8 protein-coding genes are annotated in these 15,136 nt (G+C 69.6%); 2 read left to right on the forward strand and 6 right to left on the reverse strand.

Annotated elements, in window-relative coordinates; genetic code table 11:
• Window positions 1-10 precede the first annotated feature (10 nt).
• From MMB17_RS08400 to MMB17_RS08425, 6 genes are all read right to left on the reverse strand, one after another.
• Window positions 11-3,184, reverse strand: a complete 3,174-nt coding sequence (locus MMB17_RS08400; protein ID WP_003602902.1) for an efflux RND transporter permease subunit — start codon at window positions 3,182-3,184, stop codon at window positions 11-13.
• The gene (locus MMB17_RS08405) at window positions 3,181-4,665 is read right to left on the reverse strand and encodes an efflux RND transporter periplasmic adaptor subunit (protein WP_003602903.1); all 1,485 of its coding nucleotides are present in this window, start codon (window positions 4,663-4,665) and stop codon (window positions 3,181-3,183) included. The genes MMB17_RS08400 and MMB17_RS08405 overlap by 4 nt, the downstream gene beginning before the upstream one ends.
• Entirely contained in the window at window positions 4,662-5,057 is a 396-nt protein-coding gene (locus MMB17_RS08410; protein ID WP_003602904.1) for a FixH family protein, read from the reverse strand. Before MMB17_RS08410 ends, MMB17_RS08405 begins: the two co-directional genes overlap by 4 nt.
• An 80-nt stretch (window positions 5,058-5,137) precedes the next feature.
• Window positions 5,138-5,557, reverse strand: a complete 420-nt coding sequence (locus tag MMB17_RS08415; RefSeq protein WP_003602905.1) for a hypothetical protein — start codon at window positions 5,555-5,557, stop codon at window positions 5,138-5,140.
• Between the two features lie 148 nt (window positions 5,558-5,705).
• Complete coding sequence (locus MMB17_RS08420; RefSeq protein WP_003602906.1) at window positions 5,706-8,993, reverse strand: PAS domain-containing protein; 3,288 nt, start codon at window positions 8,991-8,993, stop codon at window positions 5,706-5,708.
• A gap of 1,107 nt (window positions 8,994-10,100) precedes the next feature.
• On the reverse strand, window positions 10,101-10,334 hold the full coding sequence (locus MMB17_RS08425; RefSeq protein WP_241101737.1) for a hypothetical protein: 234 nt from the start codon (window positions 10,332-10,334) through the stop codon (window positions 10,101-10,103).
• Between the two features lie 640 nt (window positions 10,335-10,974).
• Between MMB17_RS08425 and MMB17_RS08430 the strand changes: the two genes are divergently transcribed.
• The gene (locus MMB17_RS08430) at window positions 10,975-12,336 is read left to right on the forward strand and encodes a sensor histidine kinase (RefSeq protein WP_012455880.1); all 1,362 of its coding nucleotides are present in this window, start codon (window positions 10,975-10,977) and stop codon (window positions 12,334-12,336) included.
• 129 nt (window positions 12,337-12,465) lie between these two features.
• Window positions 12,466-15,132 (forward strand): PAS domain S-box protein, encoded by a 2,667-nt coding sequence (locus MMB17_RS08435; RefSeq protein ID WP_003596880.1) that lies wholly within the window; start codon window positions 12,466-12,468, stop codon window positions 15,130-15,132.
• The last annotated feature ends 4 nt before the right edge of the window (window positions 15,133-15,136 follow it).

A 15,136-nucleotide genomic window follows, 5' to 3' on the forward strand; every position in this document is an offset into this window, starting at 1 on the left:
CCGTTCGCTCTCACTCGGCCGCCTGCGGCAGCCGCATCGCCTCACCATCCGTCCCCTCGCGGACCGCGCCGGCCGGGGGCAGGCCCCGCCCCTTCACCAGGGCGTAGACCGCCGGGATGACCACCAGGGTCAGCACGGTCGAGGAGACCATCCCGCCGATCATCGGCACCGCGATGCGCTGCATGACCTCGGAGCCTGAACCGGTACTCCAGAGGATGGGCAGCAGGCCCGCCATGATGGCGACGACCGTCATCATCTTGGGCCGGACCCGCTCGACCGCGCCGACCATGATGGCCCGGCGCAGGTCCGGGCGCGCGAGCGGGCGTCCCTCGCGCTCGCACTGGGCGCGGACCTCGTCGAGGGCGTGGTCGAGGTAGACCAGCATGATCACCCCGGTCTCGGCAGCGACGCCAGCCAGGGCGATGAAGCCGACCGCCACAGCGACCGACAGGTTGAAGCCCATCCACCAGAGCAGCCACACCCCGCCGACCAGGGCAAAAGGCAGCGACAGCATCACGATGAGTGTCTCGGTCAGGCGCCGGAAGTTCAGGTAGAGCAGCAGGAACACGATCAGCAGCGTCAGCGGCACCACGACCGCGAGGCGCGCCTCCGCACGCTCCAGGTACTCGTACTGTCCGCTCCACTGCAGGGTCGTGCCCTGGGGAAGCCGCACCGCGTCTGCCACCGCCTTGCGCGCCTCGGCGACGTAGCCGCCGAGGTCTCGCCCGGCGATGTCGACGAAGAGGTAGACCGCGAGATGCCCGTTCTCGGTGCGGATCGAGGTCGGCCCTCGGGTGAGCTCGACCTTCGCCACCTCACCGAGCGGCACCGTGCCGCCGGTCGGCAGCGGCACCTGGACCTCTGTCGCGATGGCCCTTGGGTCCGAGCGGAAGGCGCGCGGGTAGCGCACATTGACGGTGTAGCGCTCGCGGCCCTCGACCGTGTTCGTCACGGACTGCCCACCCAGGGCCGTCGCGACGACGTCCTGCACGTCCCCGACCATCAGGCCGTAGCGCCCGAGCGCTTCGCGGTCCGGCGTGATGTCGAGGAAGTAGCCCCCGATGACCCGCTCGGCATAGGCGCTCGACGTGCCCGGCACGGCCCGCACCACCGTCTCCACCTGGCGGGCGACCCCCTCCATCGCCCTGAGGTTGGTGCCCAGCACCTTCACGCCCACCGGGGTGCGGATGCCCGTCGAGAGCATGTCGATGCGCGCGCGGATCGGCTGCGTCCAGGCATTCGACACACCCGGGAACTGCAGGGCCGCGTCCATCTCCGCCTTGAGGCTCGCGAGCGTCACGCCCGGGCGCCACTCCGCCTTCGGCTTCAAGGCGATGACCGTCTCGAACATCTCCATCGGCGCGGGGTCGGTGGCCGTGTTGGCGCGCCCAGCCTTGCCGTAGACCGAGGCCACCTCGGGGAAGCTCTTGATGATGCGGTCCTGGGTGGCGAGGAGCTCGCCGGCCTTGGTCACCGAGATGCCCGGCAGGGTCGTCGGCATGTAGAGCAGCGTGCCTTCGTCGAGCTCCGGCATGAACTCGGATCCGAGTTGCCGGGCCGGCCAAGCGGTCGCGGCCAGTACGCCGACGGCGAGCAGGATGGTGAGGAGTCGGGCTCGCAGAACGCCGGCGATGAGAGGCAGGTACAGCCAGATGAGGAGCCGGTTCAGCGGGTTGCGGTGCTCCGGGACGATGCGCCCGCGCACGAACAGCACCATCAGGGCCGGCACCAGCGTGACCGAGAGGAGCGCCGCCGCCGCCATGGCGAAGGTCTTGGTGAAGGCGAGCGGCCCGAACAGCCGTCCCTCCTGGCTCTCCAGGGTGAAGATCGGCAGGAAGCTCATCGTGATGACGAGGAGCGAGAAGAACAGGGACGGCCCGACCTCCGCAGCGGCCTCGACGAGGACCTCGACCCGCGGCTTGCCCGGGGGCGCCCGCTCCAGGTGCTTGTGGGCGTTCTCGATCATCACGATGGCGGCGTCGACCATGGTGCCGACCGCGATGGCGATGCCGCCCAGGCTCATGATGTTGGCGCCGATTCCGAGCGCCCTCATGCCGGCGAAGGCCATCAGGATGCCGACCGGCAGCATCAGGATGGCCACGAGCGCGCTGCGCACGTGCAGCAGGAACACGATGCAGACGAGAGAGACGACGATGCTCTCCTCGACCAGCGTGTGGCGCAGGGTGTCGATGGCCGCGTCGATGAGCTGCGAGCGGTCGTAGACCGGCAGGATCTCGGTGCCGGCCGGCAGGCTTTTCGCGACCTCTGCGAGCTTCGCCTTGACGCCCTCGATGACGTTGAGTGCGTTGGCGCCGAAGCGCTGCAGGACGATGCCGCCGGCGACCTCGCCCTCGCCGTTCATCTCGGTGATGCCGCGGCGCTCGTCCGGCCCGAGCTCGACCCGGGCGACGTCCCGGAGCCGCAGCGGCGTGCCGCCCACGGTCTTGAGCACGATGTTCTCGATATCGGCGACGCTCTTCAGGTAACCGCGCCCGCGCACCATGAACTCGAACTCGGACAGCTCGACCGTGCGCCCGCCGACGTCGGCGTTGCTCGACCGGATGGCGTCCCGGAGCTTGTTGAGGCTGATGCCCTGCGCGCGCAGCCGGTTCGGGTCCACGACGACGTTGTACTGCTTCACGAACCCGCCGACGCCCGCGACCTCGGCCACGCCCTCCGCGCGCGAGGCCCCGAACCGGATGACCCAATCCTGCAGCGACCGAAGCTCGGCGAGCGTCCGTTCCTTCGCGACGACGACGTACTGGTAGACCCAGCCCACACCGGTCGCGTCGGGTCCGAGGGTCGGCGTCACGCCGACCGGCAGGCGGCTCGCCGCACCGTTGAGGAACTCCAGCACGCGCGAGCGCGCCCAGTACGGGTCGGTGCCGTCCTCGAAGATGACGTAGACGAAGGACACCCCGAAGAACGAGAAGCCGCGCACCACCTTCGCCTTCGGAACCGTCAGCATGGCGGTCGTGAGGGGGAAGGTGACGACGTCCTCGACGGTCGTCGGACTTTGCCCGGGGTATTCGGTGTAGACGATGGCCTGCACGTCCGAGAGGTCGGGGATGGCGTCGAGCGGCAGGGTCTTGAGCGCCAGGACGCCGGTCGCCACCGCGAACACGGTCCCGATCAGCACCAGGACGAGGTTGCGGGCCGACCAGCCGATCAGGCGGGCGATCACGGCGTGCCTCCCGCGCTCGCCGCCTGCTGGTCATCCTTGGGCGCGGTCATGCCCTGCAGCGCCGCCTTCAGGTTGCTCTCGGCGTCAATCAGGAAGTTCGCCGCGGTAACCACGCGGTCACCGGCCGTGACCCCCTCGCGGATCTCGACGTAGCCCCGGCCGCGGAGGCCGACCGTCACCGGCTTCGGCTCGAAGCGCCCCTCGCCGTGGTCGAGCAGCACGACCTGGCGCTCGCCGGTGTCGATGACCGCGTCGTCGGGCACCGCCACCACTGGCTTGGCGTCGCCTGTCGCGATCTCGACGTCCGCGTACATCGACGGGCGCAGGGCGCCGTCGGGGTTCGGCAGCTCGACGCGCAGGCGGGCGGTCCGGGTCTCCATGTTGAGGTGGGGGTAGATCCGGGTCACCGTCCCGGTGAAGGTCCGGTCCGGGAAGGCCCGCACCCGCACCGTCGCCCTCTGTCCCTCCGCCACCCCGGCGAGGTCGCGCTCGGTCACGTCGGCCAGCACCCAGACGCGCGTGTGGTCGACGATGCGGAACAGGACGTCACCGGACTTGGCCTTCATCCCGTCCGAGACGTTGCGCTCGACCACGACGCCGTCCCGGGGCGAGGACCAGGTGATGGAGGGTGGTACCTTATGGGTGCGCTCGATCTCGTCGATGACCTCCGGCGGGATGGCAAGGTTCTCCAGCCGCCGGCGGCCCCCCTCGTAGCCGATGGAGGTCAGGTACTGGGCCGCGACCGCATTGATCTCGGGCGCGAACAGGCGCAGCAGCGGCTGCCCCTTGTGGACGTGGTCGCCGGTGGTGACCGGCTCGACCTTCTCGATGAAGGCGTCCGTGCGCATGGCGATGACGGAGATGCGGCGCTCGTCCTCCTCGACGCTGCCCGGCGCCCGCACCGGCAGAGACAGGACGCGGCGCTCCGCGAGCTCGGTCCGCACGCCCGTGCGCTGGACCTTGCCCGGCGCCACCTTCACGACGCCGCCCTCGTCCTCGCCCGCGTAGACGGGGATGTAGTCCATCCCCATCGAATCCTTCTTCGGCACAGGCGAGGTGTCGGCCAAGCCCATCGGGTTGCGGTAGTACAGCACTTGCCGGGCGTCGGACGTCGCCGCACCCTGCCCCGAAATGCCGTTCGCGGCCCTGTCGGCGGGCATGGCCTCGCCGTCCTCCGGGTCATCGAATCGCACGTCCTCGCTGGCACGCACGGCCCGGAAGACGCGCCCGTCGGCGGTCAGCATCGGCGCGAGCGAGTAGGCCGGCTTCCCGTCCGGGTCCCGATAGTAGACGACCGGCCCGGTCGCCTTCGCGGGGGACGGGGTGACCGGAGCCGGCTCGCCGGGGGGGCGGTGGGCGAGCCGGCTCCGCGCGCGCTCGACGAGCGCCGGCACGGGATTGCCACCGTGCCCGGCGACGTAGCCGGCGCTCCCTGCCACCAGCGCGGCGAGGGCACCGGCCGTCCAGCCCGCCCGGCTCATTTGACGGCCTGGAAGACGAGCTTGTTCTCGACTGTGCCCGTCTCGCCCTGGACCTTGGCCCCGAGCGACAGGCGCCAGCCTCCCGCCATCGAGAGCTTCGCCCTGAAGCGGTAGACGCCCGGCTCGGTCGAGGGGACCTGCTCGATCTTCGAGACCATCTCCTCCATGCTGTCGGGGGCCATGTCGATGCGCTTGGCGAAGATCACGGCGTCGGTCACCGGCTTGCCGGTGCGCCTGTCGACGAGGCGGACGGACAGGACGGCCTCGCCGACCTTCGCCTCACGCTGCACGAGCTCGAACGCGTAGTCCTTGATGTCGGCGACGGCTGGCCCCGTCAGGGCGGCAGCGAACAGCGCAGCCCAGAGGGCGCGCGAGAAGGATTTCCGGGTCACGTTTGTCGTCTCCTGAATGCGATGGATGGCCACGCGCGGACGCGCGTCACCGTGCCGGCGCAGGCGCCGGCGGCATCGGGTCAGGCTCTGGGAGGCTCTGGCGGCGGGGGGCCGTGCACGCTGGCGAACGAGGCCGCTTCGGGCCAAGCCGGCGCGGCGCACGTCGCCCCCGGCCTCGGGATGGGGACCGCGGTCGGCAGGAGCGAGGCGACGCCGGCGTTACAGAGCGCCTTTAGGGGGCAACCCGCCTTGGCGCAGTCCGGGTTCAGTGGCTTCTCGGGCGGGCAGCAGCGCATGTCGTCCATGGCCATGCCGGCCATGTCGGTCCCTCCCATCGCTTCATGGCCCATGCCGGGCATGGCCTCGCGGGACCCTTGCGCCTGCGCCGTCATGGAGGCGCGCATGCCCACGGCGGCCGCGGAAGCGGTCACCGGCGTCAGGGCGAGGCTGACAACCGCCATGAGCGGGAGCAGCCGCCGAAGGGCGAGCCAAAACGTCACGAATCGAGGATGCCAGTTTTCAGGGCGCGCATGAAGCCTCCCGGTTTCCCGCGCGCAGCGACCTGCAGGTGGCCTGGATAAGGCTTTCCACGGTGGGAAGGTCAAGCCCAGGATGGCAGCCTGACTTACGGTCGTCCCGGGTCAGGCCCTAGGGAACCAGGCGTCGCCCGAGCGGCCCTGCATCCGACGCCTCGATCATGGAGCGGATGCGGGCAGACATCGTGTCGACGGCGAAGGGCTTGGTCAGGACCGCCATGCCCGGTGCGAGATGGCCGTTCCCGAGAATGGAATTCTCGGCGTATCCGGTGATGAACAGCACCTTGAGGTCGGGACGGGTGACGCGGCCGGCATCGGCCATCTGCCGGCCGTTCATGCCGCCTGGCAGCCCCACGTCCGTCACCAGAAGGTCGATACGGACGTCCGACTGCAGCACCTTGAGGCCCGCGGCGCTGTCGGCGGCCTCGATGGCGGTGTAGCCGAGATCCTCCAGGATGTCGTTGACCAGCATGCGGACCGTCGGCTCGTCGTCCACGACGAGGACGGTCTCGCCCTGCTCGGAGCGGGGTAGCGTCGTCGCGACTTCGTCACCCGTGTCCTCGGCGATCTCGCCGTAGTGGCGCGGAAGGTAGACGCACACGGTCGTGCCCCTGCCGACTTCCGAGTAGATACGCACCTGCCCGCCGGACTGCTGGGCGAAGCCGTAGATCATCGAGAGGCCGAGTCCAGTGCCCTCGCCCAGCGGCTTGGTGGTGAAGAACGGCTCGAACACCCGCGCGACGACGTCCGGCGGCATGCCGGTACCGGTGTCGGTGACGCAGAGGGAGAGGTACTGCCCCTCGGGCATGTCATGCTGGCGTGCGGCCCGCTCGTCGAGCCATTTGTTGGCGGTCTCGACCGTGATGCGCCCGCCGTCCGGCATCGCGTCACGCGCGTTGATGCACAGGTTGAGCAGCGCGTTCTCAAGCTGCGGTGGGTCCACCAGCGCAGGCCACAGCCCGGATGCGCCGACGACCTCCACGGGAATGGCCGGGCCGACCGTACGCTGGATCAATTCCTGCATGCCGGAGACGAGGCGGTTCACGTCGGTGGGCTTGGGGGCCAGGGTCTGGCGGCGCGAGAAGGCGAGCAGGCGGTGGGTCAGGGCGGCCGCGCGCTTCGAGGCGCCCTGCGCGGCCGCCATGTAGCGGTCGACATCGCTGAGCCGTCCCTGTTGCATCCGGGTCTGCATCAGTTCCAGCGAGCCGGAGATGCCGGCGAGCAGGTTGTTGAAGTCGTGCGCCAAGCCGCCGGTCAACTGTCCGACCGCCTCCATCTTCTGCGATTGCCTCAGGGCTTCCTGAGCCGCCGCGAGTTCCGCCTCGCGCGCCTTCGCCACGCTCAGGTCGCGACCGACGGCGATGAAGTGCAGCCCGTCCGGCTCGGGCGCCACGGTCCATTCGATGGACTTCCACGACCCGTCGCTCGCGGCGATGCGGTTCTCGAACCGGGTTGGCCGCTTCGTGTCGCCCATCCGGACGAGGGCCGCAAGCGTCTGGTCCGTGTCGTCGGGATGCATGAAGGTCGCGTAGGGCCGCGACAGGAGCTCGGCCTCGGACCAGCCTAGCACCTGGGTCCAGGCAGGACTCACCGCCGACATCGTCCCCTGGTAGTTGGCGCGGGCCAGCATGTCCTCGGACAGGTTCCAGAGCCGGTCGCGCTCGGCGGTACGCTCGGCGAGGGTCGCGGCATGCTCCCTCTCCTCCGTCACGTCCCGCGCGCTGCAGTAGAATTGCCCGCCCTCGGGGACCGCGACCCAGGCTAGCCAGCGGTACCCACCGGCGGTGGTGCGGCAGCGGTTCTCGAAGCGGAGGACCGCCTCCCCGGCCCGTAGCCGATCCAGCGCGGCGTGGGTGGCCCTGACGTCGTCGGGGTGGACCAGCTCGACGAAGGGGATGCGTGCGGCCTCCGCATCGCTCCAGCCCAGCAGCGACTTCCAGGCCGGGTTGGTCCGGACGAAGAATCCGGCGTCGTCGGCGATGCCCAGGAGGTCCGTGGAGACCTGCCAAGTCCGGCTCAACTCGCGTGACCGTTCGGCGACCTGCCGTTCGAGGTCGGCGTTGAGGTCGCGCAAGGCCGTCTCGACACGGCTCCGCTCAACCGCGATGCGGGTCCTGCCCGCGACTTCCCGGATGAAGGCCAGGTCGTCCGGCGCCCAGTCCCGCACCTCGGCATGGTTGACGAAGAGGGCGGCCACGAGCCGACCCTGTTCGAGCACCGGCACGTTGACGAAGGCGTGCGCGCCGCGCCCCTTCGAGGCCTCCGCCGCGCCCGCCGTCCTATCGTCGCGCTCGACGTCCGCGATGCTGACGAACTCGCCGCGCTTCAGGCTGTCGATGAACGACCCGTAGGTCCGCAGCGGCACGACGCCGGCGAGGGTCTCGACGCCCGGTGCGTTCCAGTCGCGCTCGACGTGGAGCGTCTCGGCGTCGGGGTCGATGGTGCCGTATCCCACACGGCTGACCGCCAACGTCTCGCCGAGGACCTGCGAGGCCGCGAAAGCGATGTCGTCCGCCCTCGTGAGCTCATTGAACCGGTCGGTGATCCGCACCAGCGCCTCGCGCCGCGTCTCCGCCCGCGCACGGTCGGTGACGTCCGCGCCCTCGATGAAGATACCCCCGACCGTACCGTCGACATCCCGGATCGGTTGGTAGACGACGTCGACGAAGCGCTCGTCATGCGGGCCGCCCGGCACCGCCTGCACGGCGTAGCGGATGCCATGGAACGTCTGCGGCACGCCGCTGTCGTAGACCTGGTCGAGAATTTCCAGGAACCCTTGCTCGACCGCGTCGGGCAGGGCTTCCGCGACCGTCCTGCCTACGACGTCCCGGTGGCCGACGAGCTTCAGGTAGCGGGGATTGGCCAGTTCGAACCGATGCTCCCTGCCGCGCAGCACGGTCATGAACGTCGGGGTCTGCTCGAAGAGGCTGGCGAAGCGCTCGCGCTCGGCCGACAGGCGGCGCTCGGCCAGGACCTGCTTGGTGATCTCGGTACAGGCACAGAACAGCCCCGCGACCGTGTTTCTGTCGTCCGGGACGGGCGTGTAGGAGAACGAGAAGTGCGTTTCCTCGGGGTAGCCGTTCCTGTGCAAGGTGAGCTGGAGGTCGTCCATGTGCACCGGGTCGCCGGCATACACCCGATCCATCAGGACCCCGACCTCGATGCGGACCTCGGGCCAGACATCGAAGAACGGGCGACCGAGGGCATCGGGATGCCGGGCGCCGAGCATGGGGGCGTAGGCGTCGTTGTAGACGAGCGTACGCTCGGGACCCCAGCACAGGAACATCGGCTGGCGCGAGCTGAGCATCACTCGCAACAGCGTCACGAAGGCTTGCGGCCACCGGTCCGCCGGCCCGAGGAACGTCGACGCCCAATCGTGGGCGCGCATCCGCGCGCCCATGTTGCCCCCTCCTGCCAGGAAGCCCGGAGCCTGGGTCATCGGATCAGGCTTGCCCTTGCGCTAGCGGAGACCGTGTCGACCACGGGACCTGACCTACCGTGTGAGCCTCGTGCCGGGCTTTCACGCGCATCGAAGCGCGGGTGAACTCGCTGGCCGAGGTGTGCTTACTTTGGGTGGCTTGGCTTTTCGACCATCCGGCGACGGGCACGACCAGGGAGGTATGACGCGAGCGCTTGGCGGGCATGGCAGCGGCTTAACACGTTTGGCTGGTCGGGATGTCTCCCGTTTTGTCCCACCCGGCGTTCCGACGGAGCTTGCGCCGTCCGTCCCCGACCTATGGCGGCCCCGTCTCGGAACGCGGCAGGCCACTCAGGTCAGGCTCGAACTCCGCAGCTTCGAAGCTCCCTTTCGGGATGCCGCATACGGGCGGCGACCAGGTGCTGGCGACAGTGCGCCTGGCCGCCCCCCGACGCGTGCTGGAGAACCACCGAGTTGGCGCGCGCTACACTCGTAAGTGCGCGTCGCCCTGGCGACCGGCCCGGAGGGCGAATTGCCGGCCGATGTCCACCTTCCTCGGCCGGGTGTCCGGTCGCGGACACATCTCGTCGCGGACCCAGCGATCCAGCCACTAACGGCGTGGTTACCTCGTTGTTCGAATTGACCGATGCGGTTGCCGCCGGATGGCGGACAGTTGAAGCGGACGGTCGCGGCTGCTCTCCCCCGGGATGCAGGAGGCCGCCGAGGATCCTGCCTTCATCTTGGACGTGCATGGCAACGTCCCGAACTTCAAGCGAACGGTCCTGAACACCGGAGCCGTGTCCGGCGGACCAACCCACCGCAACGGCTCGCGCTCCGGCGGGGGAGAAGGTGCCCGACGGCAAGCCCGCGCACGCGGACAACGACTGGCATGCGCACGGGTACAGGCACGAAATGCCCGGCAGGAGATAGGAGTTCTCCGGGCGGCCCGTCCAAGCAGGCGGTGCGGACATGCGGATGCTACCCGAACTCGCGGGTTTTCGCGCCTGGCCGCGGGCATCGGGTACGCGCCCGCGAAGCCTCCCGCGCACGTTACTCCCCATGCGCCGCCCCCAATTCCGGCCTGCGACCTCAGTCGTCGAAGTCGTGGTGGTGATGGTGCCGCTCGAACCGGCGCGGGTCGTATTCGTCGCGGCGCGTGTGATGGTGCCGGACTACGACGTCGTCATGGTCGCCGTGACGGTAGACCTCGACATGATCGTGCGGCCGCCGTTCGCCATAGCCGCGCTCGTAATATTGGGCCGAGGCCGCGGCCGGCGCGATGACGATGGCCGCGGCCATCAAGCCTGCAAGGTGTCGCCGCATCGCTGTATCCTCCGGGGATTCGTATAACGGCAGGTTGCGCCGCCGCCGTTGAATGCGTTCTGAAACCGCCGTTCAGGCAACCGTCACGCTGGGTTCGCCGACCTTTCGAGGAGCGTGGGACTGGGCCGCCCGCCGATGCCGCCGTCCCGGCCCCGGGTCGACGTTCCGCTACACGGTGGCCGTGCTCCTCCACGATGGCGCGCTTGCGGGCGTCGCCGTGGCGGTGACACTCGCGCACCACCGTGCGGTCGTGTTGATGTCGGTCCTCGACGCCGTGCGCGTGATCGAGCTCGCGGTGCTGGTGGCCGCCAGCGTGCGCCGAACCTCGCCGAGGCCGTCGTCCAGAGGGACCCCCGGCAACGGCGCCTGGGATGCTGGTCCGCCACCCGCAAAGCATCGGGGCGCGGTCGTCGGGACTGCGGCACAATGGCTTGGAGCCTGTGCCATTGCCGCAAGCGGCGGCGCCCTGTTAGGTTGCCCGGGATAATCTTGCGACCCCCCCCGGCTCCGGTGGCGGACGGCTGGGAAATGAGACGGCCGTGTGAACCCGCCCGCATCCACTACGCGGACTCGCGTCCCACCGGTCGGCTAGGGTTCGTGGACCGTGCGGACGGGTAGCTTCGAACCCGACGGTGGACGCATGGACACGGTAAGCTCGCAAGACATCGTCGACACCGTCCGGACCAGCCTGCTGGTTCTCGACATGGACCTTAGGGTCAAGTCGGCGAACCGCGCCTTCTACAACACCTTCAAGGTCGAGCCCGAGGCGACGGTCGGACGGCCGCTGTTCGAGCTCGGCAACGGCCAGTGGGGGATCCCCGAACTGCGCACGCTGCTCGGCGAGATCGTGCCGCGCGACGGGACCGTCGAGGGCTACGAGGTCGGGCACGACTTTCCCGGCATCGGCGTGAAGTGCATGCGCCTCAACGCCCGCAAGGTGTTCAGGGAGGACGGCCACGTTCCATACCTGCTCCTCGCCATCGACGACGTCACGGGCGAGCACGAGGCCCGGGCCGAGGCCGAGCGACAGCGACTTCTCGCCCAGGGCATCGTCGACACGGTTCGAGACCCGCTGGTGGTCCTCGAAGCCGACATGACAGTGGTCAGTGCCAGCCGCTCCTTCCTGCGCATGTTCGGCCTCGACGTTGGGACTGTGGTCGGCACGTCGCTCTACGACCTGTCGCAAGGCCAGTGGCGGGTCGGGCGGCTCCAGGATCTGCTCGGGCGGATCGTGCCCGACGACATGGCCATCGACGGCTTCGAGGTCGAGGACGAGTTCCCGGGACTCGGTCGGCGCATCTTCAAGCTCAACGCCCGCAAGGTCCACCGTCCCGGCAACCATATCACTCGGCTGCTCCTGGTCTTCGAGGACGTGACCGAGGCGCGAATGCTGGAGAGGCACCGCGACCTTCTCGCCGCCGAGCTCGCCCATCGCATCAAGAACAGCCTGCAGATCATCACCTCGTTCGTCTCGTACGAAATCCGCCGGGCGGCCGAACCCTGCGTCGAGGGCTACCGCGCGATGCAGGGCCGCATCGGCGCCGTGGCCGAGCTCTACGACGTGATCTCCCGCTCCTCGACGCTCGGCCCGGTGGCGATGGGGCCATATCTGGAGGGCATCGCCGGAAGCCTGCGTTCCAGCCTGCTCGGCGCCGAGGCCCGCATCGCCGTCGACGTCGAGGCGGAACCGCTGTCCATCGTCGCCGACCAGGCGGTCACGGTCGGGTTGATCGTCAACGAACTCGCCACCAACGCGGTGAAGTACGCGTTTCCGTCCGGAGGGGGCCGCATCCTCCTCGGGTTCAGGCGCCGGGACGGTGAGGCGGTGCTCACGGTCGCCGACGACGGCATCGGGCTGGACGCGACCAGCGGCCCGGGTTCCGGCCTTGGATCCCGGTTCGTCGAGGCGTTCGTCCGCCAGCTCAACGGAACGCTCGCGATGGCAAGCGGCGCGGGCGGGACGACCGTGACGGTAAGGCTGCCGGCCTCCGTCCTGGCGTAGTCCGGTCGGGCGCCTCGCCTTCGGGGTCGCTCGGTTGTGAAAATTTCACCGGGCGACTTGGCGGGTCCGGCGACCGCCGCGCCCGACCCCGCTGCGAATTGTGGCAACGGCTGCTAGAACCGAAGCCTGATGGACGACACGGTCAAGCCACCCCCATACCGCGCGACGCCTGAGCGGCTCCGACGCGACCAAGCCAGGATCGAGGCCGAACTCGCCGGAATTGATGGCGGGACCGACCCGTTCCCCGCTGCCGTGCGGGCAACGCGCATGCCGATGGTCATCACCAATCCGCGCCGGCCGGACAATCCCATCGTCTTCGTCAACGATGCCTTCTGCCGCCTGACCGGTTATGCGCGGGAGGAGATCCTCGGGCGCAATTGCCGCTTCCTGCAGGGCCCTGAGACCGACCCGGAGACAGTCCGCCTGATCCGCGAGGCCATCGTCGCGCCCCGGTCCATCGAGATCGACATCCGCAACCACAAGAAGGACGGAACACCGTTCTGGAACCGGCTGCTGCTGGCGCCGGTCAACGACGCGGGCGGCGATCTCGCATACTTCTTCGCCAGCCAGTTGGACGTGACGGTCGAGCGTGAGCGCCTCGTCGTGCTGGAGGACGAGAACGCGGCGTTGACGGCCGAGCGGCGGGCCAACCTGGAGCGGCTGGCCTTCAGCGAGGAATCCCTGCGGCTCGCGACCGAGGCCGCCGAGGTGGGGACCTGGGACCTCGACCTGACCACCGACGTGCTGACCTGGTCGGATCGTACCAAGGCGATGTTCGGCATCTCGCCGGGCGTGCCCTGCAGCATGGCCGACTTCTATGCCGGGCTGCATCCGGACGACCTGGAGGTGACGAGCGCGGCCTTCGCCTCGGCGCTCGACCCGGCGCGGCGCGCGACCTACGACGTCGAGTACCGCACGGTCGGAAAGGAGGATGGCGTCGTCCGCTGGGTCGCGGCCAAGGGCAAGGGCCTGTTCGACGCGAGAGGAGCGTGCGTCCGGGCGCTCGGCACGGCCATCGACATCACGGCGCGGCGGCGAGCCGAGGAGGTCCGGCAAGCCAACGAGGCAAGGCTGCGCTTCCTCGACGCACTCGGCACGGAGACCGCCGGGAACACAGATGCCGAGGGCATCCTGTCGGTGACGACGCGCATGGTGGCGGGCCATCTGCGTCTCTCGAACTGCGCCTACGCCGACATGGACCCGGACGGGGAAGGCCTGACCATCCGCGGGGATTGGTCGGCGGAGGGCTCGCCGAGCATCGTCGGGCGCTACCGCCTCACCGATTTCGGCACGCTGGCCGCGACCTGCCTTCGTTCGGGCGAGTTGCTCGTCGTCGGCGACGTCCGGTCTGAACTGCCGGCTGCGGACGCTGCCTCCTTCCAGGCCGTTGGTGTCGCGGCGGTAGCCTGCATGCCCCTGGTCAAGGACGGGCGCCTGACGGCCATGATGGCCATCCACGACCGGGTGGCGCGGGCTTGGTCGGGCGACGACCTTGCGGTTCTCCGCGAGGTGACGGAGCGCTGCTGGGCGCATATCGAGCGCGTGCGCGCCGACGCCGCCCTGCGCGAGGCGGCGGGGCAGCTCGCGGCCCTGAACGCGACGCTTGAGCAGCGGGTCGAGGAGCGCACCGCCCGCCTGGGCGAGGCGGAGGCGGCGCTCCGGCAGTCGCAGAAGCTGGAGGCGGTCGGCCAGCTGACCGGGGGCGTGGCCCACGACTTCAACAACCTCCTGACCATCATCCGGTCCTCTGTCGACTTCCTGCGGCGACCCGACCTGCCGGACGACAGGCGAAGGCGCTACATGGACGCGGTCTCGGACACGGTGGAGCGCGCCACCAAGCTGACCGGGCAACTCCTGGCCTTCGCCCGAAGGCAGGCGCTCAAGCCCGAGGTGTTCGAGGCCGGCGCCCGTCTGAAAAGCGTGGCCGACATGCTCGACACGGTGACCGGTTCGCGCATCCGCGTGCTGACCGAGTTGCCCGAGCGTCCCTGTCACGTCCTGGCCGACGTGAGCCAGTTCGAGACGGCCGTCATCAACATGGCGGTGAATGCCCGCGACGCTATGGACGGCGAGGGCACGCTGACGCTGCGGCTGTCCTGCTCGCAGGGGATGCCTTCGATCCGCGGTCACGGCGGCAGCCCGGCGCCGTTCGCGGCGGTCTCGCTGTCGGACACGGGCACGGGCATCGCCCCGGAGCTCCTCGGACGCATCTTCGAGCCGTTCTACACCACGAAGGAAGTCGGCAAGGGAACGGGGTTGGGCCTGAGCCAGGTGTTCGGCTTCGCCAAGCAATCGGGCGGCGACGTGAACGTGGAGAGCGCTCCGGGGCGTGGGACCACGTTCACGCTGTACCTGCCCGAGATCGAGGCCGCCCCGGAGCCGGGCAGACATGAAACGGGAGACGAGGCCACCTCGTCCGGAGCCGGGCGGCGCGTGCTGGTCGTGGAGGACAACGTCGAGGTCGGGCGATTCGCCACGCAGATCCTCCAGGACTTGGGCTTCGCGACGGACTGGGCGGCGAACGCCGAGGAGGCCCTCGACCGGCTCGGCCCGGATGGCGCCGGCTTCCACGTCGTGTTCTCGGACGTGGTCATGCCCGGCATGGGCGGCCTCGCCATGGCCAAGCTGTTGCGCGGGCGGCTCCCCGGCCTGCCGGTCGTCCTGGCGTCCGGCTACAGCGATGCGCTGGCCCAGGGAGGTGGTGACGGCTTCGAGCTGCTGCACAAGCCCTACGCCGCCGACCAACTCGGGCGCACCCTGAACCGGGTGATCCGGCAGCACGGCCGAGCCATTTGAGCGC

The sequence above is a fragment of the Methylobacterium organophilum genome (assembly GCF_022533465.1).
GTDB lineage: Bacteria > Pseudomonadota > Alphaproteobacteria > Rhizobiales > Beijerinckiaceae > Methylobacterium > Methylobacterium organophilum.